This window comes from Cohnella mopanensis, from assembly GCF_022352055.1.
In the GTDB taxonomy this organism is placed as follows: Bacteria; Bacillota; Bacilli; order Paenibacillales; family Paenibacillaceae; genus Cohnella; species Cohnella mopanensis.
In genome coordinates, this window is record NZ_JAKRWM010000006.1 from 227,332 (window position 1) to 253,919 (window position 26,588).

Sequence of the window (26,588 nt, forward strand, 5' to 3'; positions counted from 1 at the left end):
CTTGATATATCCTATGCAGCTAGTCCAATAGCCCCAACTCTCTCGCGCGTGCGATCGCCTGAGCTCTCCGTTTGGCACCTAGCTTGCTATACAAATGAAAGATGTAATTTTTGACCGTACCTTCCGTTAAGCCGAAACGAAAGGCGACTTCCTTATTGGAAAGTCCATCCGCCAACGCGTACAAAATTTCCGTTTCACGGTTCGTCAATGAATCGACGAGCGGCTGTAACTCTTTGGCCGAGCTTGGCGATGAACTGTTCACCGATTCGCCAGACACACTTATCTGGGCACGGGAATCCTCCAAAGACTTTACGTACACCATTCGGGTGATCATAAGCTCAAGCACTTCCAGCCTCTCCGAAGTAAATACGCCGGGAATCAGATTATTTTCCAAATAAAGCACGGAGGATTGCGATTGTCCCGGAAAAAGAACAGGCATACATAGAACCGACTTTGACTGGCTGGAGCGAATATAAGGATCTGCGGCATAAGAACTAAGGGAAGCATCGGCTAGTACGACCGATTCCCCCGTCTTGACGACATAGCGTACGATCGCCTCCGCATAAGACCCTTCGCCTTGGCTAGGTTCCCTTCCGCCCCACTGCTTTTCAATAGATAAACCATTTTCGCGACTTTTCAATATATATCCTTTTTCCGCGCCCGAATCACTAATCGCCGACTCTAGGAAAAGGTGTATCACATCTTCACCGGACCGCGACCACCCCGAGATCTTCTTCATGAGCGCTTTTTCGTCAACGAATATTTGCATCGTATTTGTCGCAGGTATAACTTCCCTTGCTTCATCGGCTACGGAAACCGTATCCTCATGCCGTTCAACGGTCGCCAATCGAAGCTCGGGGTACGCCTCTCTCAATTTTCTTGCTTTAGCTGTTGCTCCCCATGCCGAATAGGCATCGCTTGCATCCGCCAACAGAACGTCCGCTCCGGTAGCACTCCCCGCTTCCCTATAAAATAAGGATGCCCGTTCGCAAGCGATGGCTTCGATCAATCTGTCCCTTTCTCTGCGCGCTTCCCGGATCGCGTCCTCGTATCCTCTTGCGGCAGCCACCCGTTTTCCGTCGATTCGCTGCAACTCAGCGAAGATGAGCAAGTAAATGGATGACTTGTATCCGTAATAGCCCGACCATTTCTTCATCTCTCTTAATTGCTGACCAAGCTTAGAGCGGATGTCTTTGCGTTCTTCATCCGGCACCTCCGCATGAATAGCGGCAAGCGTCAGCGAATGATAAACATGCTGTTTGCGAACTTGCATCCGAGTTTGCCTGAAAGTGTTGAATTTTCCTTGCTCCACCCATTCGAGCGCTTCGCTGTAGCGTCCGAACAAATAAGCGATTTCGATCTTACAGGAACACGTATAATAGACCTCGTTATTCAAGGATTCCTCGAAGCGCTCGTTCTGCACCGGCATTATGGCTTCATCGTTGTCGCCAACTTCTCCCCGTAATTGTGCCATATACCATCTCGCTATACGAAAGATGTTGAGCGTAACTTCATCCACAAGCTGCTGCGAAATTTCTTCATAATTCGTTACCCGCGCGGACAATGTATCTAAATCCCCGATGTGGGTCGTCGTACTAATCAGCATCGCGATACTCGCAAATGGCAGATTAGCGGATTCCATCCCATAGCGCACGGATTGCTCAAAATGCTCTACGCTTTTATCAGGATTCTGTAAGTTCACGGCAAGTCCCATAATAGAATGCAGTCGACAGAGCAAATCCGTGCTCCCGCATTCGGATGATAGTTGAAATGCTGTCTTCATATAGTGAAGCCCCGTGTGGGCGAAAGAAACTTTGTTTCTCGAAATGACAAGGCCGTAACCCGCAAGAACATAGGCGAAGGCTTCATTGTTACCGCGCTTCAATCCATAGCGAACAAACCTTGCAAACAACATGGCGGACAACTCCAAGCTAAATGTAAACACCGAAGCTGACATTGCCATGACCAGATCCGACAGCGCTTTGTAATGGGAATCGCGATTTAACGGAAGGTGCGGCAACCTTTTACGCATGCCGTTCAATGCGATCTGCGTCAGGGCCACTTCTTTAATAATAAGCGATTTGGAGGGCTTGCTCGGCAGCTTCCAGCCGAATTCCGCCAGCGCTTGCAGACCGATGCTCACGGCGAGACGATCTCTTTTTAAATAAGCATTCATCGTGATCCTAATTAGGTAAATATGGGAACGCTCAGTCGCATCCGTCGTGCGGCTCATTAAAGTATCGAGCAACTCTTCCGCGCGATCAACGCGTCCGCACATATATTCGCATTCGGGCATCTCCAGCATTAAGCGATAGGAAAGCGAATTCGTCCCTCCCCCATCGTCCCTAGCAAGATCCAAGCCGATTTCAAGATAATGCAAAGCAGCCGCATAGGCTGTTGTTGCCTTTGATTTCAGTCCTGCCTGAAGATTAAAGCTCGCTAGTTCTACTCTCTCCGCGTCATCCGTCATCTCGCCGCGACCCAAGTTCATATGATAGACCTTATCGAAGATAGAATGAGCGGGCTGGTCCTGCGAAAGATCGCGCATGGCCCGTCCGATCTTAAGATGCAAGCGCGCTTGTTCCTCCGGTAGGATCATTTGATAAGCAACCTGCTGAACCCGGTCATGCAGAAAAGTATAATAGGCGTCGTCCGTCCCTGCGTTATCGGCATCCATCTCCTGCGATAATAAGCCCTCTTCCTCGACCGAATGCAGAAGCTTACGGATATCAGGCAAGGATCGGCCGGTTACCAGAACAAGGGTTGACGGATGGAAGCGATGGCCGATGGCGGCCGCTATGGCAAGTAGTTCAATCGTTTCAGGAGGGAACATGCGAATGCGGGTTCCAATTAAATAGAGAATGTCCGGATCCTCGGGGATCTGCGTGAATACAGCGGCATCCCATTGCCAAGCCGCCTGGTCCTCATCGTAATAAAGCTTTTTCTCCCGGTAGAGACTATCCAGAAGTCGATGCAAATATAACGAATTACCACCTGTTCGATGGTATAGGAACTCAGCTAGTGATCGGATACGTGCCGAATTTTCATTCAGAAGATAGGATACGAATTGTCTCACATCGATGTAGGATAGACAATCGAGTGCAATATGCCGGAGCTGTGTCGAAGTATTGGCTCTTTTCAAAAAAAAGGAATGCTCGATCCATGCCGCTGCCGCGTCTTGGATTTCCCCGTTAACGGCCCAAGCCGGTACCGGTTCGTCTCGGAATGCGCCAATCATTAATAAATGTTGCAAGGTCCGGTCATGTACGACCGATCGAAGAACATCCATCGTAGCCGGATCTGCCCATTGAAGATCGTCGAGGAAGATAATGAGGGGAAATTCCCTGCTGGCAAACACTTGAATAAAAATAGGCAACAAACGGCGAAAACGAATAGCTGCCTCGGCAGGAGCCAGTTGTTCCACGGAAGGGAGTTTTCCGAGAAGCTTTGCCGCTTCCGGTAGAAGCTGTACGATAACGCCAGCTCCTTGGCCTAAAGCCTCCGTTAACCGCTCTTTCAGCTTCGCAACTCTTTCTGGAGATTCGCTCCAGACTTGCCGAATCAATCTTCGAAGCGCCTGCAGAATCGGCGAGAAAGGAAGCTCCCGATTCATCAAATCGCATTTACCTGCTATGAACTGTCCGCCATCCTTAATAACCGGAACCTGAAGCTTCTGGACAAGCGCGGTTTTCCCGCTTCCGGCCTGACCCGATACGACGACGAACTCCAACGAACCGGCACGTGCCCGCATATAAGCTTCGTGAAGCTGATCTTCTTCCGTCTCGCGTCCAAAAAGAATAGGAGGGAGCCGAAAGCGGCTGGCCTCATCCGCTCGAGCGATCTCGAAAGAGCTAATCTCTCCGCTTTCTTCCATAGATGATGCGCATGTTTGAAGATCCGCTAATAATCCATAAGCACTCTGATATCGCTCTTCGGGTGTCTTCGACAACAGCTTCATGATTATGCCGTCAAGCGGACTAGCCATTTCCTGTCGCAGCTTGCTCGGCATATTCGGCACGACCGTAAGATGGGCGCGTACCCATTCTTCCGCGTCTTCTGCCTGAAACGGCGAACTGCCCGCAAGCATTTCGTAAAAGATCATTCCTAGCGTATACAAATCGCTTCGCTGGTCGGGAACACGATTGATTCTGCCCGTTTGTTCAGGAGAGAGATAGGCGTAGTCCATTGTTCGGTTGTCCGAGAGCTCAGCTACTTTCAGGTCCGTTTGGATGTTAACGCCCGCAGGATTCAAGTTGCCGATGACCGTTTCCCGTTTATGGATCGTATGAACCAATTTCGTTAGAGCTATGGATATATGTAGAAAAGCCGACATTTCCATGGGTGTCTTATTCAACAAGTTCTGTAGCTTGATGTTCTCTTTGAGTGAAATGTTAACCCATCCTCCGCGATGCGTGCATATCTGCTCTTGCAGTTCTTTTCTTATTCTACCATTTTTTCTTAACGCTAGAGGGCAACTTTGGAAAGAGGAAATAGATATTTCCTTGGATCAAACATGCCGTAAGCGCAAAGAAGCCTCCACCTCCCGTTTAGGGAGTGAAGGCTTCTTAACCTATTAACTATTCCCGCTCAAGTTCAAGCTCGCCTGTCACAGCGTTCTTCAGGACAATCCGAGCCTCGAAGCTTTCTTCGCCGTCTTTGCCGCCGAATTTCAGCTTAGCCGTTTTGCCCTTCTCGATGAGGGCTTTGACCATCGTATCGGTTAGCGTCCGATTGAAGCTTTCCTTCCAGATGACGAAGCCGCAGCCCGTCTTGTAGTGGCTGCAACCGTAGCCTTTACGCCCCATGAAAACATGACCGCCGCAGCCGGGGCTCGGGCAAATCCCGATTGTGCTTGGTTGCGCGCTAGGCGCGGAAGCAACAGCAGTAGCGCTCGCAGCTTTAGCCGACCCGGCGCTGCTCCTCGTCTTCTTCGGAGCCGCTTCCCCGTCCGCCGCCTTCTTACCTCGCGGAGCTTTGGCCGGAGGCTCCGGTCTCGCAAAAGCATTCTTAGCCGCCGGCCGCTGAACGTTAACCTTATCAATAATTTGCCACGTGAATTTCTTCACGTTGCCCATGAAGGCTTCCGCCGATGCTTGTCCGCGGGAAATCTCGGTTAGCCGTCGCTCCCACTGTCCGGTCATCTCCGGCGACGTAAGCAGCTCGATTCCCGCGCCGCGAATGAGCTCGATGGCAGTACGCCCCTTCGGCGTAATGACGATCTTCTTCCCTTGCATGTCGATATACCCGACCTGCTTCAGCCGCTCGATCGTCGCCGCCCTCGTAGCCGGAGTACCGAGTCCGGAATCCTTCATCGCATCCCGAAGCTCTTCGTCCTCGATCTGCTTGCCCGCGCTTTCCATCGCTTTCAGCAGCGTGCCTTCGGTGTAATGCTTCGGAGGCTGCGTCTCCTTCTCCTTCACCTCGACGTCCGCGCAGACAACCGGTTGCTGAGGATCGATCTCGAAAGGAGTATCCGTCTCCTGTTCCTCCTCTTCCGCTGAACCCGCTCCGTCCTCTTTGTCCTTGCCTTTGTCCTTCGCTCCGGTTTTCGGTGCGGAATCAGCGCCGTAGATCACCTTCCAACCCAACGACAACAGCTGCTTCACCGTCGTCTTGAAGTTTTCCTTCTCCACTTCGGTCATGACGGTATGTACTTTGTACTCGGCAGCCGGGTAGAAATGGGATAAGAACCGCTTCACGATCAGATCGTACAGCTTGCGCTCGTCCGGGCTCAGCCCTTGCGGCTTCTTCATCGTCGGCATGATCGCGTGGTGATCCTCGACCTTCGTCGGATTGCACACGTTCTTGTTACCAATATGAACGAACTTCTTGTTTGCGCCCTGTACGAAATCCCCGTAGTCCGGCGAATTGCGCATCGCATCCAAAATTTTGTGCATTTCCGGAATGTTCTGCTCGTTCACGTAGTTGGAGTTCGTACGCGGGTAAGAGATAACCTTGTGTTTCTCGTACAGAGCCTGCGCCGTATCCAACGTCTTCTTGGCGGAGAAGCTAAACTTTCCGTTCGCCTCCCGTTGGAGCAGCGTAAGGTCGTACAGCTTGAAGGGATACTCTTTCGTATCCTTCACTTCGTAGCTGGCGATCGTTCCCGTCTTGCCTTTCACCTTAGCGGCAATCGCCTCGGCTTTCTCGGGATCGGTAAGCCGTTCGCCTTGCCAGATTCCTCTATAGTTAGTCGCCTGTTGCGAGAACATTCCCGTAATGTCATAGAACTTCAAGGAATCGAACGCTTCGATCTGTTTCTGCCGATCATAGATCAGCGCTAACACCGGCGTCTGCACCCGACCTACGGATAACAGCTCGTTATGCTTGGTCGTGAACGCGCGCGACCCGTTCATGCCGATAAGCCAATCCGCTTCGCTCCGGGCGCGGGCCGCCTGCGTCAGGTTATCGTACTCCGTATTGTCCTTCAATTGATCGAAGCCTTTGCGAATCGTCTCCGCCGTAAGGTCGGAAATCCACAACCGCTTAACCGGCTGCCGCAAATGCAAATGCCTCACGATCAGCGAGAAAATATGCTGCCCTTCACGCCCGGCATCGCACGCGTTAACGAGCGCACCGCTCCGCGCCGCAAGGTCTTCGATAACCTGCAGTTGATCCTTCGTCCTCGGGTTCGGAAGCAATTTAAACGCATCGGGAATAATCGGCAAATCGCCGAATCTCCACTTTTTATATTTGTCGTCATACAAGTCAGGCTCAGCTAGCCCGATAAGATGGCCGATCGCCCATGTAATGATGTAATTTTCGCCTTCTAAGTACGAGCGCTTATTCTGTGCCTTCGGTTCAATGACGGCGGCAATGTTGCGGCCCATATCCGGTTTTTCCGCTATGACCAACGTCTTCAACAAGGGTCGTTCCTCTCCATTTGTGATTCCTGAGATTTCATGATGTTAACAATACAATTATATCACAGGTCACAAGCCTAACAGGATACCGAAAAAGACGCACGAGAAGATGACCTCTCTGCGTCTTTCGCCGATACGCTTCTATGTTGACTTATCTTCGTGGCGTATCTGTTCTCCCTGCATAGCGCCTAGCTTCACCCAAGTTAAGCGGTTTTTCCGATTATCTCGGGCATCGGTCCTTTGCTGCGCCTACAGCTTAATCCGTTTGCTATTAGACTCAATGACAGCCGTTCCCCGCTGCTCGATTCCCTTATCTTTAACAGCCAGAGTAAGAATCGAAGGCAGCAGCATTCCCCTAACGAGAAAAGTATCGATGAGAATTCCCGCCGCCATTGCGAAGCCGAACAAGTAGAGCTCCTGCATCGGTTGGGTGATCAACACGCCGAACGTCGCTGCAAGAATGAGTCCTGCCGAAGAGATGACTCCTCCCGTGGAAGCTACGCCGCGCCTTACCGCATCTTTCCAAGGATGAACCTTAGCCTCTTCCTTGATTCTCGATACGAGCATAATGTTGTAGTCCACGCCAAGGGCGACCATAAAGACGAACGTATAGACGGGCATCCGATAGCTAAAGGTTTCAAAACCGAGCAGGTTGTGGAACACCGTCCATGTGAGTCCCAGCGTCGCCGCATACGACAGCAGTATCGTTACAATCATGAGCAGAGACAGCTTAATCGAACGGGTCTGGAACGCTAGCATCAGAGCGATGAACAACGTAATCCCCGCAAACAAAACGACCGTATCCCGTTCGTTCATGCTTCTGACGTCGGCCTGCTGCGCGGTTTGTCCGGCAATATGCAGCTTAACTGTGGCTGGATCAAGACCGCTAGCCGTCAGCATCGACTTTTCATCGCTCCGCCAATCGTCCACACGATCCAGCGCTGCCGCTTCGTATGGATTGGAGCTTAGCACGACCTGCAGCCGCATAGCGCGCTTATCTTCGGAAAATCCTTTTTCCGATACGGAATCGACGCCCCCGCCTTTCCTCAGTTCCTCCGTCAAAGCTTTCACTTTGGCCGAGAAAGCATCATCCGCGGAAATATCTTTATCGCTCTCCACGATGATCGTAACCGGAGCCAACTGCCCGGGAGGGAATTGTTTCTCCAACAGCTCGAAGCCTACCCGGGAAGGCGTATCCTCGGGAAAAGATTTCATCAGGTTAAAGGAATACTGAATCGTCCCGATGCCAAGAGAGGCTAAGAGCAGCAAGGCAACCAGCATTCCGGCGACTCGCTTAGGCTTCTCCGTAACGAACCTTCCCGCCTTAGTCCAGAACGCAACGCGACGCTTCGACGGCTTATTGGCGGATACGTCGTCTAAGGCTTTCGGAACGAAGGGCCAGAACGCTTTACGTCCGACAAGCGCGAAGATGGCCGGAATAAGCGTCAGGCCTGCCAGCAGAATAACCGCAACCGCGATTGAAAATACTGGCGCGAAGCCATGATAAGGCTTAAAGACGGAAGCGAACAGAGCAAGCATCGCGACGAGCACCGTCCCCCCGCTGAACAAAATCGGTTCCGATACGCGAGCCATCGCTTTGCCCATCGCGTCGTATTTCGAGTCCACTACGGCAAGCTGCTCCCGATAGCGGGAAAAGACGAACAAACAATAATCGGTGATGACGGCGAACAGCAGGATCATCATGATCGATAACGACTGCTTGTCGATGACGAACCATCCGTTCTTGCCGGCAAGCCCGATTACGCGGTCTACGACTTGATAGACAAGCCCAGCAACGGCAAGCGGGATAATCGCCAGCAGCGGGGAGCGGTAGATCGCGACCAGCAACACGAGGATTAGCACGACCGTCGCGAACATCAAGACGAAATCCGCATTCCTGAACAAGCTTAGCGTATCCGCAGATATCGCCGCAGGACCCGTCATTTCGAACTGGACGGCTTCATCCCCGTTGTGTTGCCAATACGCTTTCATCTCGTCTAACGTATCCAGTACGCTATCCGATTCCATGCCTTCCTGCAATTCTACGTTCAGCAGCAGCGTCTTGCGATCCTCGGATAATAAGCGGCTCCGTTCGGACTCGGGCAATCGCTGGAACGGAACTACGCTCTGAACGTGCTTCGGCTTAGATCCCGAAGACAACCATTCGCTGTAGGCTCCGATTTTCTCTAATTGCCCCTCCGTTAACGGCTGATCGCTATGAAATACGAGTAAAGCAGGCATACCGCCCGTTGACGGAAAACGCTTATCCAACAGCTGTTGCGCGACTGCGGACGGATTGTTATCCTTCACGTTCGCTTCCCCCGCGCTTATCGCGTTTTGCTTCGCGCCCGGGGCGGCAACGCTAAGCGCAACAATAAGAAGCAGCCATACGAGGAGACTGATCTTCGCTCCCTTACGGCTGCTGACATAACCCGTGACTCTAGACAATCCAAGTAACTTCATATTCTCGTCCTCCTGTCCGTTCGTTCTCCTGAATTATCGATCAGGTAAATGAACGGACGGTGAACGGAACATTACAAGCGGGGAATTCGAACGGTAAAAGTCGTCCCTTTGCCTTGTTCGCTGCGGACTTCGATCGTCCCTTGATGCAACGAGACGATTTTGTGGACGATGGATAACCCTAAGCCGCTCCCCGTGGAGGAGCGATTTCTTGCCTTATCCGCCTTGTGGAATCTTTCGAAAATAAACGGAAGCTCCGAAGCGGGTATGCCGATCCCGGAATCGCGAATCTCGATCGCGATTCCATCCGAACCACAATCGGCGATCTCTACGCCGATCGTACCGCCCATAGGCGTAAAATAAATCGCGTTCGAGATCAAGTTAAGCCATACCTCGTACAGCAGATGGGCATCCGCCGCAATCGACGCTTCGGGTAATTCTAGTTCTAGGTTTAGCTGCTTCTCCGACCATTGCCACTCCAGCATAATGATGATCTCGCGAATTTGCTCGTCCAGGCGGAAGGCCGCGATTTGAAGATGCTGGTCTTCCTTATCCAAGGCAGCGAGCTTCAGAAGCTGCTTACTCAAGGAGGATAGCCGCTTGCTCTCTTGCTCGATGATCGTCAAATAACGCTCGGATTGCTCTTCGGTCACCTGCTTGTCCAGCACGGCGCGGGCAAAGCCTTGAATGGACGTTAGCGGCGTCTGGAATTCATGCGAGACGTTCGCGACGAATTCTTGTCTCATCCGATCAAGCTGCCGGATCGATTCCGCCATTCGCGCGAAATGTTCCGCCAAGTCTCCGAATTCGTCTTTCCGGTTGCGGGACTTCTCCAAACCGACGTTGAAATTCCCCTTGCCGATCTGCTGCGTCGCCTTCTTCAGCACTTGCAGCGGCTTGACGATGAAGCGGGTCAGAATGACGATCATGACGAGGCTCGTGAGAAAAGTAAAGCCGAGCAGCACGGCGACGATGATACGGATTTCTCCGATCTGTTGCTCCAGATTCGGACGAATGAACAAAGCGTTCGGTCCATTGCTCGTAGGCAGAGGAATTCCTACGGTATTGCGAATGCTGTTCTCGAATAAAGAAAAGATCTCGAGGCGATTGTTCTCTTCCTTCATGCCATGGTAGATCTCGCCATCCAATACGGATTGAATTTCCTCGTTGCTCAATTTGCCGTGCTTGAACGCGCCCCCGAACATTTTCCCGTTCAAGCTTCCATCGACGGCGTAGATTTGAAAGCCTAACGCCGCGATCCCCGTTAAGTAAGTGTCCAGATTCACGTCGGAATCTTGCCCGTACAATGCGCGGATGCTCTGGCCCATGGCCAGTATTTTATCCTCGTTGTTCGTCTTTATTTTTTCCTGATAATACAAGCTCGTCAGCAATACTCCGATCATGCCGCTCACGAAAGCGACCGCCATGAACGTAAGGACGATACGTACATACAACGTCTTCATAATTCTTCCCTCGCTTCGAGCTTGTACCCCAATCCGCGAATCGTGGTCAGGACGAAATCGCCTTGGCAATCGGCAAACCTCTCGCGCAGCCGCTTGATATGGACGTCAACCGTTCGGCTATCGCCGTCGTAATCGGCTCCCCAGATCAATTGGATTAACTGCTCCCGGGTATATATTCGTCCAGGCTGGCTGGCGAGCTGCGCTAATAATTCGAATTCGCGCAGCGGGATCGTAATCGGTTCGTCGCCGATCCTGATCTCGTATCCTTTGCGGTCAATGCTCACGTTTCCCAGCCGGATGACTTCCGATGACACCATCCGATATCTTCGCAGCAGCGCTTTGATACGGAATAGCAGCTCCTTCGGCTCGAACGGCTTAACCATGTAATCGTCCGTACCAGCCAGGTAACCTTGCTCCTTATCTTCAAGCTGTCCCTTCGCGGTCAGCATAATGACGGGAATATCGTAATGCTCTCGAATTTCGCGGCATAGCTCAAGCCCGTCGACTCCCGGCATCATCACGTCGACGATCGCCAGATGGACCTGCTCCCTCTCGCATAACCGGGAAGCTTGCGCGCCATCCTCGGCCTCGAGTACCACGTACCCCTCTTTACTCAACACTAGCCTAAGCAGCTCTCGAATCGAAGGATCGTCATCCGCGACGACAATATGTATTCTCATGTCTGATTTCCTCCACCGTTCCCCTATGAACGGTTCCGTAATATTTTGGCTTCAGTATAGCATAGGAAACATTCTCTATGCTCTCTTGGCCCTCCCCCTCATGAATTGTCCTTTCCGCCCCCTTGATTCCCTCCAACTTCCTTTATTTCCGCTCAAAATCGTTGATTTGTGCAATTGTTCCCCGGGGAATAATCGCTTATGTTTTAGAGGCGTGAAAGCGCTTTATATAACTTGATCGCTACACAGAAGGAGGGTTACCTACTCTTGTTCGTACCGGATTACGAAAAATTTCATATCACGAGGAGGTAAATGAAAAATGCAACCTACTACCAGAAATATTCGCAAGGCTTTATTCCGGACGACTTCTCTGGTGCTTATCCTTTCCCTTTTATTAAGTATCGCGGAAATCGTCCCCTTAGGGAAAGTACACGCCGCAGGTTCTTACTTGTTATCGCTCGATAGAACGGCGTATGCCTCGTCGACGGAAGGCAACAATACTCCGGACTTGGCAACGGACGGAAATACGGGTTCTCGATGGAGTAGCGCATGGGGAGCCGATCCGCAGTGGATTTACATCGATTTGGGGGCATCCGCCGCGATTGATCAAGTCATCATTCGATGGGAAGGCGCTTATGCCAAATCCTACAAAATCCAAGTATCCAACGATGAATCCGCCTGGACGGACGTCTATGCGACAACCGCCGGTCACGGCGGAGTAGATACGCTGTCTCTTACGGGCAACGGGCGGTACGTTCGCTTGCTGTGCACGGAACGGTTTCTGGCGCAATACGGGGTTTCCGTCTTCGAATTCGAGGTTTACGGCACGGGAGGAGCCAATCCGCCCCCTGTCGCATTGGGACCCAATGTTGCCCTTAACAAACCTGTAACCGCATCTTCTTACGAACAATCGGCCTATCTTCCGCCAGGCTCCACCTTGCCTCAGAACGCAGTGGACGGCAATGCTGCGACGAGATGGTCGTCTAATCCAGCGGATGGAGAATGGATCTACGTCGATCTAGGCAGCGTTCGCACGATCGGTCGAATTCGGATCCAATGGGAAGCCGCGGCCGGAAGAGCCTACGACATTCAAGTATCCAACAACGCCTCAAGCTGGACGACCGTCTACCGGGAGTTGACGGGAGACGGAGGCCTGAAAGATCTTCCCGTCTATACGAGCGGTCGATACGTCAGGATGAAAGGGATCAGCCGAGCAACGAGCTTCGGTTATTCCATCTTCGAACTGTCGGTGTACGACTACGTTGCCGGGGATCCTCAACCGAGCTATACCATTCCCGCGTTGCCGACTCCTGCGACGATCGCGGCCGGACAGGGAAGTTACTACACTAACGATATTTCAATGCCCCAGCCTAAGTACCCTCTCTACAAGAACGCGAATATCACTGCCCCCCTCCCCTCCAACGATTGGTGGCAGTCGATCCTCATCAAGAAGCTGGGAGACGGTATTATTACGCTGCCGCTCAAATCGAAATATACGAAACAAGGCTTAAGCGTTCTGAATTCCGGGGCCGGCTGGGTCAACGGTCGATCCCAAGAGGCGGGAGGAAATCCGGATCTATACCTTATGGCCAGCAACATCGGTACATCCGCCATGTCGAATAAGATCATCGCGTATGGCGATTGGTCCGCCACGGTTTCGCTCAGCGACAATTCCGTCGACAAGATGAAGACGACCTTCGTCAAAGGCTCCCCCTATCTCTACTCGGAGTTCAGCGATCCTACAACCCCGGAGCTATATTTGCCTGCATCCACGCGTTTCTTCGACGACGGCAACAACGCGATTCTGGCGACGGACGGTACGACGATTACCGGAGACCACATCGGCTTCTCCGTGACGAATCTGAACGGGGCTCCAACCCCCTCTACGGTAACTAGGCATTACGGAGTCTTCGCTCCGGCGGGCACTACCTTCAAGAGGGTCGGCTCGAAAATCAAAATTCAATTAGGGGGCGGTCAGAACTATCTGTCCTTGGCTACCCTTCCCGCGGTCAGCGATTTGAACTATTTTTATCAACATGCCTACGCATTCGTGACCAATACGACGGTGACACCGGGATTTAATCCGACAACCTCCGACGTAACGACCACTTTTAACGTGACGACCTCGCAAAAGCGTACGGGATTCCCTACTACGACGTTAATGGCCTTGCTGCCTCACCAATGGAAAATCACAACTTCGCCGCTAACGGCTCTTACTTACCCTTCCATTCGAGGTACGTTAAAGCTCCGCGATGGCAATACTTTCACGACAGTGGATAGGTTCTATGGGATCGTACCTCAATTCACCGAACCTTCCGATCCGACTTATTCCCGACAATCCTTGCTTCAATATCTAGCCCTTCTAGATCAGGATACTTCGGCGAATTTAATGAAGGCCGATGCCTATTGGCAAGGTAAAGTGCTTCACCCGCTGGCTATGGGTGTACTGATTGCCGACCAGATCGGCGATGCCAATTACAAGTCCTTGTTCCTCGGCCGAATGAAAACCGTTCTAAGCGATTGGTATACGTATACGCAAGGTGAACCGAGTTACTTCCTGTATTACGATCCGACATGGGGCACGATGTACTACAAAGAGAGCGAATTCGGAGCCAATACGGGAATCACGGATCATCATTTCACATACGGCTACTACGTGTTCGCCTCTGCCGTCCTTGCGACGTACGATCAGGATTTCAAGGACAAATATAGCACGATGGTCGAGCATCTCATCAGAGATTACGCCAATCCTTCGAAAACCGACCCGCTCTATCCGTTCTTCCGGAATTTCGATCCGTACGAGGGGCATTCCTGGGCAGGAGGATACGGCGATAACGACAGCGGCAACAACCAGGAAGCGGCGGGCGAATCCTTGTTCGGATGGGTCGGACAATATATGTGGAGCATGTTGACCGGTAATACCGCATATCGGGACGCCTCCGTCTACGGCTTTACGACCGAGCTCAAGGCCGTCGAGCAATATTGGTTCAACTACGATAACGATAACTGGCATCCTGACTATCCTTATAAAACGGCGGGGCAAGTTTACGGAAGTTCGAACTTCTTCGGTACTTTCTTTAACGGCGATCCGGTATACGTATATGGAATCCACTGGCTGCCGACATCCGAATACTTGACGAGCTACGGTTTCGATCCGGCCAAGGCGGCGGCATTGTACAACGGGTTCGTCAAAGATAACGGAGGCCCAGAGACGGATTGGTACCATATCGTATGGCCCATTCAATCTTTAAGCAATCCGCAAGCCGTACTCAGCAAGTGGAACACGGCGGGTATGCAAAAAAACGAAGTGTTCAACACTTACTGGTTCGTTCATAACATGGCAACGTTAGGCCAGCGTACCAAGGATATATGGGCGACGGGATGGTCAAGCGCTACGGTGTATAAAAACGGAGCCAACTATTCGGCACTGGTGTGGAATCCGACGAACGCGCCAGTGACGGTAACGTTCCGTAACGCAACGGGTGTAACAGGGACGGCGACAGTGGCTGCTAAGTCTTTGACGAAGGTCAATCCGACGAACAACAGCAATCCGGGCTTGTTGACGCCACCGGCCTTGGTCGCCGATACGACTTTGAATGCGGTCGGTCAGCCGATCGAACTGACCTTCGCGGATAACGCGGCATGGCGAGGCGCCATCTCGAGCGTGAAGGTGAACGGCGCCACCGTTGGCGCGGGGCAATACGCCATCGCGGCCGGTAAGCTAACCTTGAACGCGGTCTTATTCGGGCAAGCAGGCAGTTACGCCATCACCGTTCAAGCGGTCGGCTATTCCGACGCGGCCGTGACGCAAACGATCATCCCGTCAGGGGGAACGGGCGGCAGTAATCTGGCACTGAATAAACCGACTGCTTCCTCGGCCAATCCGCTTCAGGTTTCCGCCTTGGCGGTGGACGGGAACGCGGGCAGCCGCTGGGAATCCGCATTCAGCGATCCTCAATGGATCTCCGTCGATCTAGGTGCTGCGACAATGGTCAACCGTGTCGTTCTGAATTGGGAGCCCGCTTATGCGACAAGCTATTCGATCCAGGTATCAACCGACGGCACGACGTGGACGAACGTCTACTCGACGACTACGGGTGACGGAGGCATCGACGATATCTCTTTCCCACCCGTAAGCGCGAGGTATGTAAAAATGAACGGTACCGTTCGCGGAACGCCGTATGGATACTCGCTTTGGGAATTCGAGGTTTATGGCGGATCCGCTACACTACCCTCGCCCCAATTGACCGCCGATACGACGCTGAACCAAGTCGGTCAACCGATCGAGATTACATTCGCGGACAATACCGCTTGGAGGAGCGCTATTCAAGCCGTCAGCTTAAACGGAACCGCTATCGGCGCCTCGCAATTCAGCGTAGCCGCTGGCAAGTTGACGCTCAGCGCTTCCTTGTTCGCGCAAACCGGAAATTATGCAATCACCGTGCAAGCAAGCGGTTATACGGATGCATCCGTTCAGCAAGCCATCGTCGCTGGCCAGGCGATCAATCTCGCCCTGCAGAAGACGACCGCGACTTCCGCCAATCCGATATCCGGGGGAATTTACGCCGTGGATGGCGATAGCGGCACGCGATGGGAATCGGCGTACAGCGATCCGCAATGGATCAGCGTGGATCTAGGCACCCCGGCGACGATCAGCCGAGTCTACCTGAACTGGGAAGGCGCTTACGCCAAGAGTTACTCGATCGAAGTGTCCGCTAACGGAACGGCATGGACGACCGTCTACTCCACGACGACCGGAGACGGCGGCATCGACAACGTTACTTTCACCCCAGTTAACGCTAAAATTGTACGGTTGACCGGTACGCAGCGCGGGACGCAATACGGTTACTCGCTGTGGGATTTGGAAGTCTATCCTTAACCTTAGTCATTCGAAAAAGCCATCCAGTCGTCCCGCGAGGGGCAATTGGATGGCTCTTTTTCTTAGCTTCTCGAGCCTTCATCGCGCATACTTCGGAAACCGGATCCGCACCGTTGTCCCTTCCCCGATTGAGCTCGTAATGGATACGCCGTAGGTTTTGCCGAATTGGAGCTTGATTCTCTGATCGACGTTGCGAATGCCGTAGCCGACACCCTTCTCGGAAGGATCAAGCACCTGTTCGATCGTCTCCTCTTTCATCCCGATCCCGTTGTCGCGGATCTCCATGACGATCTCGTCGCCTTCCTGAGCCACGCGGATAAACAAATGGATTTCATCGTCGTACCAGGCATGCTCGAGCACGTTCTCGACGAACGGCTGAAGAATAAACTTGATCGTATCGTAACCCAGCGTATCTTGATCAATGTCATATTCGACGATAATCCGGTCAGCGAACTTGATTCTCTGAATATCGACATAGGATTGGATGATCTGTACCTCTTTGTCGATCGAGATGATCATCTCGCCTTTATTGAGCGACAAGCGGTAGAACTTGGCCAATCCGCGCACCATCTCGTGCATTTTGTCGATCTCGCCTAGCTTGGCCATCCGGCTAATCGACGAGAACGTGTTGTAAAGGAAATGAGGATTCATCTGCGAATGAAGCACCTGCAGCTCGACTTCTTTTTTCTCCAGCTTGCTCAAGTACACCTCATCGATCAGCTTCTCCATGTTGGAAGCCATGTCGTTGAAGGCATCGCCGATCTGCGAGAATTCGTCGTTGCCCGGAACGACCATCCGCTTATGGAAATCCCCTTCCTTGAACGCTTTAAGGGAACGGATCAACTTCATGAACCGCTTGGAGAAATACCGCGACATTAGCCAACTGATCAAAGTGAGAACGAGTAAGCTCACGAAACATATCAGAATCGTAAGATTGCGAACCTGCTGCGAGTTTTCTTGGAAGGAAGACGTCGGGACCCACGCCACGATGCTAGCATTCATATTGGATATCGGTTGCTTAATTTGCATATAGCCATCCGGTTGGCCGACGTAACCGTCCTGGGCCACCGTCAGTAAATTCGGATTCATTTCGGTGCGCGAGCTGGCATAGAGAAGATGGTTGTTGCCATCAATGACGAACAGCAAGCTGTCGTCGCCCAATTTCGTGAAATCCACGTCATAGAAAATATCCTTAAGCTTCACGTTCATGTTGATTAACCCGATGGACATCAAGTTCTCGTAATTGATAATGGGACGAAGAAAAGAGATATTGCCCTTAGCGGCATCATCGTCTATTTGTTTCCATTCCTTGTCCTCGTAGGTCATCGGCAGAGTCTTAAACCATTCCTTATCTTTAATGCGATCCAGATGAAAGATGGAATATTGCCGGCCTCTTTCCTCCTGCCCCTTCTCCCTCTCCCCTTTGAAATAAAACTCGTCGATGTAATAGAATTCGCTAATATTCGTATTGTTCAAGTAGACCGAGAGCTTCGTATCCAGGATCGGCAAATTAACCGCAGACTCTATCTTGGGCAGGATGTACTGGGTCATAATCGTGTATTTCTCATAATCCAAATAGTATCCCGATAGAATACGGGACAACGCTTGATCGGAGAAAATATCGTCGGAGCCGCGAATGATATCCGCCAGCCGGTAGTCCACGTTGCTGCCGATCTGCTTAACCGCGATTTCCAGATTGCTTCGCGTATGTTGTTCGCTGGATTGGACAGAGGAAATATAGGAATAACTCCCGATCACAATGACGGGAGTCATGACGAGGAGCAAATAAGAGATCAGCAATTTGTAACGAAGCGGAATATAGGCATTGGATCTGGTCTTGGTCGCTAAGGACACGAGTATCAACTCTGCTTTCGATAGTCTCCTGGAGTAATGCCGTAGTGCTCCTTGAACAATCTGCTGAAATAAGCCAAGCTTTTGTAACCGACGTGATCGGCGACTTCATAGATTTTCAGCGTTGGAACCTGCAGCAGTATTCTCGCCTTCTCCATCCGGTTGCGTACCAAATACTCGTTAAAGCTCTCCCCGGTCTGTTCCTTGAACAGAAAACCCATATGATTGGCCGAGTAAGAGAACTTGTTCGCGATTTCCCGAAGCGTAATCTCTTCCGCCAGATGATCCTGAATGAACCGCTCGATCGGCTCGATCAGACGGCGGCTCTTGCTCTGCTTCTTAACGAACAATCTCTCCGATATTTCGAATAACGTCTTGCGAAGCCAGGATTTGATATCCTCGACCGTCTCGAACTGCCTAATGACGTCCAGATGCTCGAATCCCCAGCCTAGCAAGCTTTCGTAGGTTTCGTTAACCGTATTCAAGTACGCTTCCAGCTTGGATGCGATATGGATCGAGAAGCTGTACACCTTGACCGGATGCTCGAACGACCGCACGTTGTCGAACAGGTCGTCCATGCAATCGCAAATTTTAACGAGCTCGTAGTTCGCGACCCCGATGAACATCTCATCCAATATCGCGTTAAGATCCTTAGCGTCCTTAACGATTCGCAGCCGAGCCAACCTCGGCGGAATGACCCTGTTTTTGCCGATGAACATTTTGTTGCCGATCAATTCCTTCGCCTGCACGTAGGAACGGGCAATTCCCTCCGGAAACTCGACCGGTTCGCCGTAGCTGGAGGTGAGGGTGAATCCGGTTCGATCGCTAACGAAAGCATGGAGCTCTTCTAGCGTTTCCTCTATTTGCGATGGTTCTTTGCTATAAACAAACGCGAACTGGGAAGGAGAAATCGCGAACCACGATCCCAGTCGATGGTTATCGATATATTCGGTTATCGTCCGAGCCGCGATTTGCAGTTCGGATTGACCCGCGTCCGGCGCTTGTTTGTTCTTCCATAATACGTCGTCCAGTTCGATCACCACGGCGATAGCTTGGCCGACCGGGACATCTAACGGATAACGCGCTAAGAACGCTGGAAGCGCGTCTTGATTGATTCTTCCTTCTAGCAGATGTTGCAAGAAATCGTTCTTAACGAAAGCGAACGATTCCGTGAAGCGGGATTGTTCGTCGTCCTTCTTGCGCGTCGCTTCGATTTCCGTTACGACCTTCCGCAACAGCTCCACGATCTCATCATCGTCGACGGGCTTGAGGAGATAACCGTCCGCTTTGAGATTAAGCGCTTCTTTGGCATATTCGAAATCCTGGTAACCGCTAATGAAGATCGTTTTGAGGTTCGGGTTTCTGTCCAGCGCCTTGCGCGACAGCTCTAATCCTGTCAATACCGGCATTTTGATATCGGTTACAAGAATATCAATCGGATGTTGATCGATATAGCTCAAGGCCGCAAGCGAGCGGTTCTCGCTGCAGACGACCTCGATACCGAGCTCGTTCCACGGAATCAATTGCCGTAAACCTTCCAAGTCGTAATTCTCATCGTCTACTAATACAGCTTTGTACATAGGAATATGCGCTCCTTCATGGAGAAAAGAGAGGGTATATTGAGTATACCCTCTCTTAACGCCTAGTTATAGGTGCATTATTATTTTCCTTGCATCGCTTTCAGGTTAGCTTGCCACACGTTCGTTTTCCATTTCAGTACTTTGTCGTAACCGATTTTCGTTGCTTCTTTATCCGCTTTTTCGATTAGGCTCAGCACTTCATCGTCGCTCTTCGCGAACAGGATTTTCGGAATCAGCTGCTTGTGCGCATCTCTCAAGCGCTGCATGATAATGCCTTCTTCCGTGTTCGGAGCCGGCTCCAGATTGGAATACGCGGTTACGTCCATGGACGTTTTGAACGAAACATTAGCTTGGCCGACCGTTGTCCAGTCTTGCGCTTCGTCCGGCAATAGCTTCTCGCGTTTCGCCTTCGTGGAATCGACGTAAGCCGTATTACCGCTCCAGTTAAATTCTCCGATTTTCAACTCGTCGTATTTTTTCGGATCGCGGTTGATATACGCATCGTTCGGAATCGGTACTCCGTCCTCTACTTTGTCGTAGAAGAGTCCTGGAGGACCGAAGAAAATGACTTGCTGGCCTTGCGGGCTGGAAGCCCAGTTATAGTAAGAGAAAATCGCTTCCGGATCCTTGGCGTTGGTCGTAATGACGTTTACGTTCCAACCCAGGGTGTTATAGCCGGACGGGAATACTTTGTTTTTGTCCACGCCGCTCTTGTGAACCGGCCAAATGACTTCGTATCCGTCTTCCGGATCTTTAGCTTTGAGTAAGTTATTCGCTTCGCGGCCGATGCCTTCGACTACCGCGTCGTAAGCGCCGAATACGGCAATTTGGCCCTTTTTCAACTTCTCGAGCACTTGGTCGCGAGTTTGCGTGAACATATCGCTGGAAGTCAAGCCTTGACGGAACAGTCTGCTGCTATACAACGCCGTATCCTTAAACGCTTGATCTTGGTACACGGAAGACAACGAATTGTTGCTCGGAATGCCGAACACGGAACCGGAGCCCGGGGAAATGAATACCGGAGTCACGTTGTCTACGGCACCGCTGTAAAGCATACCCACCATTTGAACGTCTACGCCGTCGCCGCGGACTTCGCCGAAGTCGAGCGGAACGATGTTCGGATACTTTTCTTTGACCAATTTAAGATACGCTTCAAGGTCTTCCCATGTTTCTAGCGGAGGAGATCCGAGAGCTTTATAGATTTTCTTCTCAACGAGATAAGCACCGTTACCGTTGCCGTTATCGCCGTTAATAAACCAGTTCGGCATTTGATACAGTTTACCGTCGCTGCTTCTGAGCATGTTCAGCGTTTGTTCGCCGACAGCTTGAACGTACTCCGGATATTTTTCAAGGAACGGATCAAGAGCGACTAATTTGCCCGCTTGCTGCAAACGATCGATGTCTTTACCGCGATCGGAGACGATAACGTCAGGAAGCTCGTTGGACACGATCATCGTGTTCAGCTTCTGCGCAGCCGCGCCGTTGGATTGGACAGGCTGCAACGTAACTTTCAAGTTATCCGTAATCCATTTGGCGTGCGGGCGTTCTTCCCAAGTCGGAGCCGTATACCAGTCATAATTGACGAAAAGGGAGAATTTCACCGGTTTAACCTTCGCTTGCAAGTCGCCTTCCGCTACCGCTTCGCTTGAAGATGCGCTCTCGGAAGCAGGTGCCGACGCGCTTTCTGCGGGAGTGCTAGCCGATTGGGAAGCAGATGGGCTGTTGTTGCTTGAGCAAGCCGATAATAACAAACTTAGGGTAAGTAAACTGCCAGTGAGTAGGCTTGCGCTCTTCTTGTAATTCATGTCCTTTCCCCTCTCTAATAATCACATTATATATGTCATAAGCGGACGCCGCATGCTGACTCCGCGAATAACCAAAATATTATTCTTTCATAGAGCCTACCATTGCGCCTTTGACGAAATATTTTTGCAAGAACGGGTAGATGAGAAGAATCGGCAACGTCGCAATCATCATCGTGGCCATCTGTAGTGCCTTCACTGTGATGGAATCTTGAACGGCACTTTGCGCGTAAGTATTCAAATTTTCTATGAGTACCTTCGTTGCTCCCGAGTTTACGATCTGCACCAGCAGCGTTTGCAACGGAATGAGCTCCTGGCTGCTAATGAAGACCGCTGGATAGAACCAGTCGTTCCATAACCCGACCGCCGTGAAGAGTCCCAGCGTCGCCATGACCGGTCCCGATATCGGCAACACGATGCGAAAGAACACTCCGAAATTCGAGCAGCCGTCGATCCGGGCCGCTTCTTCCAACCCTGTGGGCAGCTCTTGGAAGAACGTTCTGAAGATGATCATGTTGTACACGTTGACCATCCCGTGGATGATCAAGAAAGTAAACGTATCGAATAGATGCAGATTATAGATGAGAATGAAGTACGGAATAATTCCCCCGCTGAAATACATCGTGATTACGCAGAGGATCATGTAGCCTTTCTTAAAAACGATGCCTCGTTGAGATAATCCGTAAGCGAACAGCGACGTGAAAAACATGGAGACGACCGTACCGATAACCGTCCGCGCGATCGTAACCCCGTAAGCGTGGAAGATCAGCTTTTCTTTGAATACGATTTGGTAGTTTTCCAGCGTAAACGATCTCGGCCAGAACGTGATCCCGCCGAGCGAAGTGTCGCTGCCGACGTTGAACGAAATGGCGAGCGAGTTCCAGAACGGATAGAACGTCAAGAACGTCAATACCGCAAGGCAGAGATAAATAATAACTTGCAAAACTTTATCCGAGAAGTTGAGTTTCATCGTATCGCATCCGTTTCCTGAAGTATGCGTTGTTGACTTACCATAGGCTTGCTTTGCCCAAGCGACGAGCGATGCCGTTCGCGATGAACAACAGGATGACGCTCAACACCGATTTGAATAATCCGGCTGCGGTAGCGTAGGAGAAACGTTGGTTGTGTATCCCCATTTGGTAAACGTAAGTATCGATAACTTCCGCGTACGGCATCACGATTCCGTTGCTTAAGTTTTTGGTCATCAGGAGGATGTCCTCGAACCCTGCATTCAGAATGTTACCAACGCCCAGAATGAGGAAAATGATGATAACCGGAGAGATGCTCGGTATGGTGATCAGGAAAATTTGCTTAAAGCGATTCGCGCCATCCATGGCCGCTGCTTCATACAAGGCTGGATCGATACTCGCTATGGCAGCCAAGTAAACGATGGAGCCGAAGCCGACTTCCTTCCATACCCCGACGGATACGAGAATTCCCCAGAAATACTCCGGAATCGAGAGCCAGTTGATCGGATCGCGAATCAAAGAAAACTTCTGCATGACGTCATTGACGGGTCCATTGTCGACGGCCAGCATCGAGAAGATGAGGCCCGAGACGACAACCCAGGAAATAAAATGCGGGATGTAAGTGACGGTCTGCACGATTCTCTTGAATGCCATGTTGCGAACTTCGTTCAACATCAGCGCCAATATAATCGGTGCCGGGAATCCGACGAGCAGCTTCAGTAAACTGATAGCCAGCGTGTTGCGCATAATGTTCCAGAACTCCGGCGATTCGAAAAAAATGCGGAAGTGCTCTAATCCGACCCATCGGCTCGCGTTAAATCCGGTAAAGAGGTTGTACTCCTTAAACGCAACCATAACGCCCCACATCGGGATATAACTGAACACGATAATGAACGCGAGAGACGGAAGAATCATCAGTTGGTAGTCCCACTGTCGGGCGAACCTGCTCCACACTCCGGCGTCCTTATTAAGGTTCCGTTGCGGGGAAGATGAGGCCTTCTCGTACAGCGAAGAAGTTGTGTCGTCTTTCAAATCATCACCATCTTCATATTGTTTGTACCTTAATGCTAAGGGATGTCGAATTCGTTTTCTACGCAAGCGATTAACGATTGTTATCCTAAATCAACGATGTTGTTTTGAGTTCATTAAAAAAAAGCCCGCCTTCACGCGTATGAATATCCGCGTAAAGACAAGCTTTCATTTCAATCCGTATATAGCGTGTTTCACCAAGCAAGCATAACCGCGATCCAAGCCGCAACCGCCGGGATCCCTTGAACGAAGAGAATCGACCTCTTGGCGGTGAAGCCTCCGTAGATAGCCGCGATCAGGACGCACACGAGGAAAAACGTCTGAATCTGGTACCCCGTCGAGGCGTTCGGATGAAAGAGTCCCCAAGCTAGCCCTGCTGCCAAGAATCCATTATACAGGCCTTGGTTAGCGGCCAACGACCGCGACTCCCTCGCGAAGCTCGCCGACGTTCCGAAAGATTTGCGAACACCGGGAGACGTCCACAGGAACATTTCCATGAACAGAATGAGCACATGCTCCAAAGCGACAAGTCCTACCAATATCGCAGCTATGACCACTGAGCAGCTCCCCTTCCATTTGCTATATTGAAGCGCTGTAAGCGCTACTAATTATTTATTCTCAAGGGAGAGGGAATTATCACTCCGTTTTCGCGGATTCGAAATTTGCGCTTTCCGTCTGCCCGGGAACCACCAGCTTGCCCTTCCGAGCAGCTTCATCGTTACCGGAACGAGCAGCATCCGAATGACGGTGGAATCCAGCGCGATCGCGATAGCCATACCGAAGCCGAGCATCTGAATCGGCAGCACGCCCGAGAAAGCGAAGCCCGCGAATACGGCTACCATCAATACGGCTGCGCCGGTAATGAGCGGTCCGGTCTTCTCCATTCCCTCGGCAATGCTTTCCTCATGCGCCCCGGTCCGGTCATATTCCTCTTTAATCCGGCTTACAAGGAATACTTCATAGTCGGTACTCAGACCGAATAAGAGCGCGAGCAGCAATACCGGAACGAAGTGAATAATGTAACCATTCGATTCTACGTCGAAAATTTCCGAACCGTACCCGAGGGCGAACACGAATACTAGAATTCCGTAAGTCGCAGCAACCGAGAACAAGTTAAGAATAATAGCTTTAAGCGGCAGAAGCAAGCTTCTGAAGGAGAGAACCAGGATCAAGAAGATCAGGACAAGCATGACTCCAAGCGCGGGCAACAAGCTATCGTTAATCGCTTTGGACGTATCCATACCCGTCATCGTTTCTCCGCCGATATGGAAAGCTGTCCCTGCCGGCAATTCGAACCCAGGCATTAGCGTGTCACGCAAATGCTTAATGAAGTCCCTGGCTATATCACTTGAACCATACTGGTCCAATTCGACCTCGAGTACTCCGGTGTGCCGATCGTTGCTTACATAGCGATTGATCATGTAACTAACGTCTTGGGGCAACGCGCTCGCTCCCCCATTTAAGATTCCCGACACGACAGCCGGTTCCATCCCGGGGAAAAAGCTTGTTACGGCCGATACTCCGATAACGTGATCTTGTTTGGCAAGCTCTGCCTGTAACGCGGCGATTCTGGCGAGCGCCTCCGGCGAGCTCAGATCGCTGTTCTCATTGCGCAGGACGATGTTAATATGGTTAGCCGCTCCGATACCGAACGATTCCTCCATGAGCGTAAAGCCTTGGCGAACGGATGTGTCGGCTGGCAACGTGCGAATATCCGGAGCATCCAGCTTCATATCGAGAGCCGGGTACGCGAATACACCCAGAGCAGCCAAGGTGACCAACAGGAACAATACCGGACGGCGCATAATGACGTTCGTCCACCGTTTCCAACCGCTCGTTCTCGTCGTTTCGCGAGGACGAAGGAATGGAAGGCTTCCTTTGTTAATGCGCGTTCCAAGAATGACGAGCACGGCCGGCAACAACGTTAAGCTAGCCAATCCGGCTACGATTACGACAACGATTCCGCCGAACGCGATCGCTTTAATCGCCGTTATCGGTACTGTGAAAAGCGCGGAGAGAGCGGCAACCACGGTGAGTGCCGAGAAGAATACGGTATGGCCAGCCGTTCCCATTGTTCTCACCAAGGCATCCTGCTTCGTATTCCCCGGTACGGCAAGCTCCGCCTTAAATCGGCTAACTATGAAGAGCGAATAATCTATGCCTACTCCGAGCCCTAGCATCATCGCCGAATTCGTGACGAATACCGAGAGCTCCACTTGCAGGGCGACTAAGTATACGATGCCCATGGCGACTAGCAACGACGCGATTGTAACCATGAGAGGGGTAACCATAGCCATGATCGAACGGAATACAAGCAGAAGAATAATGATAATGAGCGGGAATACGATCATTTCGGCTTTGGCTAGCCCTTCCTGGCTCTGCACGCTGCTCTCGCCCCAGAACGCCGCCCCGCCTACCAAGTAAGCTTCCGCCCCAAGGCTTGCGGCCTGCTCGACTACGCGTTCTTGATAATTCGGCACTTCGTTAATCAGAAAATCCAATTTCGTGTCCATATCAACGAAGGCAATGCTGAGATTCGGATCTTTGCCTACCAGGCCGGAACCGATTCCCTCCGACGCATTCAGAATGCTGAATACTCCCGACACGCCTTCCTCGGTTTTCAACCGTTCAATGATCTGCTCCAGCTTCTCTTTATATTCCGGAGAACCTACCGCATGTTTCGGATCTTTAAGGACCAGCGTCAGCGAGCTTGCCGACCTGCCCTCGAACTCAGACGCCAGCAGCTTGCCCGCGGCGAGCGATTGCGACCCCGGAACATCCCAACCTCCTCCGCTCAGCAGCGGCGTTAGTTTACCGAAAGCAAACCCTCCGAATAACAAACCTACGATCCAAAGCACGACGACTATCCATCTTACCTTGTACAACGCCTTTCCCCATCCTTGCAGTAAACCGTGCATCTCTCTCCACCGTCTTTCTCTTTTTGTGTGTTATTCGTTCTTCCCTATTGCACAGCATTAATATATGTTGCTTATTGTTTGGTCATTCAAACAATAAA

13 protein-coding genes are annotated in these 26,588 nt (G+C 51.4%); 1 reads left to right on the plus strand and 12 read right to left on the minus strand.

The genetic code is table 11. The annotated features are described in order from the left end of the window. Nucleotides 1–19: 19 nt before the first annotated feature. The 5 genes from L3D05_RS11640 to L3D05_RS11660 all read right to left on the minus strand — a co-directional run bounded on the left by L3D05_RS11640 (nucleotide 20) and on the right by L3D05_RS11660 (nucleotide 11,466). Nucleotides 20–4,333 (minus strand): AAA family ATPase, encoded by a 4,314-nt coding sequence (locus L3D05_RS11640; protein WP_239616223.1) that lies wholly within the window; start codon nucleotides 4,331–4,333, stop codon nucleotides 20–22. 244 nt (nucleotides 4,334–4,577) lie between these two features. Further along, nucleotides 4,578–6,863 carry a type IA DNA topoisomerase gene (locus L3D05_RS11645; RefSeq protein WP_239616477.1) on the minus strand — a complete coding sequence of 762 codons (2,286 nt, stop codon included), beginning with the start codon at nucleotides 6,861–6,863 and terminating at the stop codon, nucleotides 4,578–4,580. 249 nt (nucleotides 6,864–7,112) lie between these two features. Next, nucleotides 7,113–9,326: an MMPL family transporter gene (locus L3D05_RS11650; RefSeq protein WP_239616224.1), complete on the minus strand. Its 2,214-nt coding sequence runs from the start codon at nucleotides 9,324–9,326 to the stop codon at nucleotides 7,113–7,115. A 71-nt stretch (nucleotides 9,327–9,397) separates the two neighbouring features. Continuing rightward, nucleotides 9,398–10,786, minus strand: a complete 1,389-nt coding sequence (locus L3D05_RS11655; protein WP_239616225.1) for a sensor histidine kinase — start codon at nucleotides 10,784–10,786, stop codon at nucleotides 9,398–9,400. Further along, on the minus strand, nucleotides 10,783–11,466 hold the full coding sequence (locus L3D05_RS11660; RefSeq protein WP_239616226.1) for a response regulator transcription factor: 684 nt from the start codon (nucleotides 11,464–11,466) through the stop codon (nucleotides 10,783–10,785). The genes L3D05_RS11655 and L3D05_RS11660 overlap by 4 nt, the downstream gene beginning before the upstream one ends. 316 nt (nucleotides 11,467–11,782) lie before the next feature. Between L3D05_RS11660 and L3D05_RS11665 the strand changes: the two genes are divergently transcribed. Continuing rightward, on the plus strand, nucleotides 11,783–16,342 hold the full coding sequence (locus L3D05_RS11665) for a galactose-binding domain-containing protein (protein WP_239616227.1): 4,560 nt from the start codon (nucleotides 11,783–11,785) through the stop codon (nucleotides 16,340–16,342). A 78-nt stretch (nucleotides 16,343–16,420) separates the two neighbouring features. Here L3D05_RS11665 and L3D05_RS11670 read toward each other — a convergent pair whose 3' ends face one another. From L3D05_RS11670 to L3D05_RS11700, 7 genes are all read right to left on the minus strand, one after another. Next, nucleotides 16,421–18,196 carry a sensor histidine kinase gene (locus L3D05_RS11670; protein WP_239616228.1) on the minus strand — a complete coding sequence of 592 codons (1,776 nt, stop codon included), beginning with the start codon at nucleotides 18,194–18,196 and terminating at the stop codon, nucleotides 16,421–16,423. A 5-nt stretch (nucleotides 18,197–18,201) separates the two neighbouring features. After that, nucleotides 18,202–19,773, minus strand: coding sequence for a response regulator (locus L3D05_RS11675; protein WP_239616229.1), 1,572 nt, complete (start codon nucleotides 19,771–19,773; stop codon nucleotides 18,202–18,204). An 80-nt stretch (nucleotides 19,774–19,853) separates the two neighbouring features. Continuing rightward, nucleotides 19,854–21,578: an extracellular solute-binding protein gene (locus L3D05_RS11680; RefSeq protein ID WP_239616230.1), complete on the minus strand. Its 1,725-nt coding sequence runs from the start codon at nucleotides 21,576–21,578 to the stop codon at nucleotides 19,854–19,856. Nucleotides 21,579–21,657: 79 nt separating this feature from the next. Further along, nucleotides 21,658–22,545, minus strand: coding sequence for a carbohydrate ABC transporter permease (locus L3D05_RS11685; protein WP_239616231.1), 888 nt, complete (start codon nucleotides 22,543–22,545; stop codon nucleotides 21,658–21,660). Nucleotides 22,546–22,582: 37 nt separating this feature from the next. Beyond that, nucleotides 22,583–23,458, minus strand: coding sequence for an ABC transporter permease (locus L3D05_RS11690; protein WP_239616478.1), 876 nt, complete (start codon nucleotides 23,456–23,458; stop codon nucleotides 22,583–22,585). 308 nt (nucleotides 23,459–23,766) lie between these two features. Next, nucleotides 23,767–24,129 carry a DUF1304 domain-containing protein gene (locus L3D05_RS11695; protein ID WP_369417968.1) on the minus strand — a complete coding sequence of 121 codons (363 nt, stop codon included), beginning with the start codon at nucleotides 24,127–24,129 and terminating at the stop codon, nucleotides 23,767–23,769. A gap of 51 nt (nucleotides 24,130–24,180) precedes the next feature. Beyond that, nucleotides 24,181–26,457, minus strand: coding sequence for an MMPL family transporter (locus L3D05_RS11700; RefSeq protein ID WP_239616232.1), 2,277 nt, complete (start codon nucleotides 26,455–26,457; stop codon nucleotides 24,181–24,183). Nucleotides 26,458–26,588 lie beyond the last annotated feature (131 nt).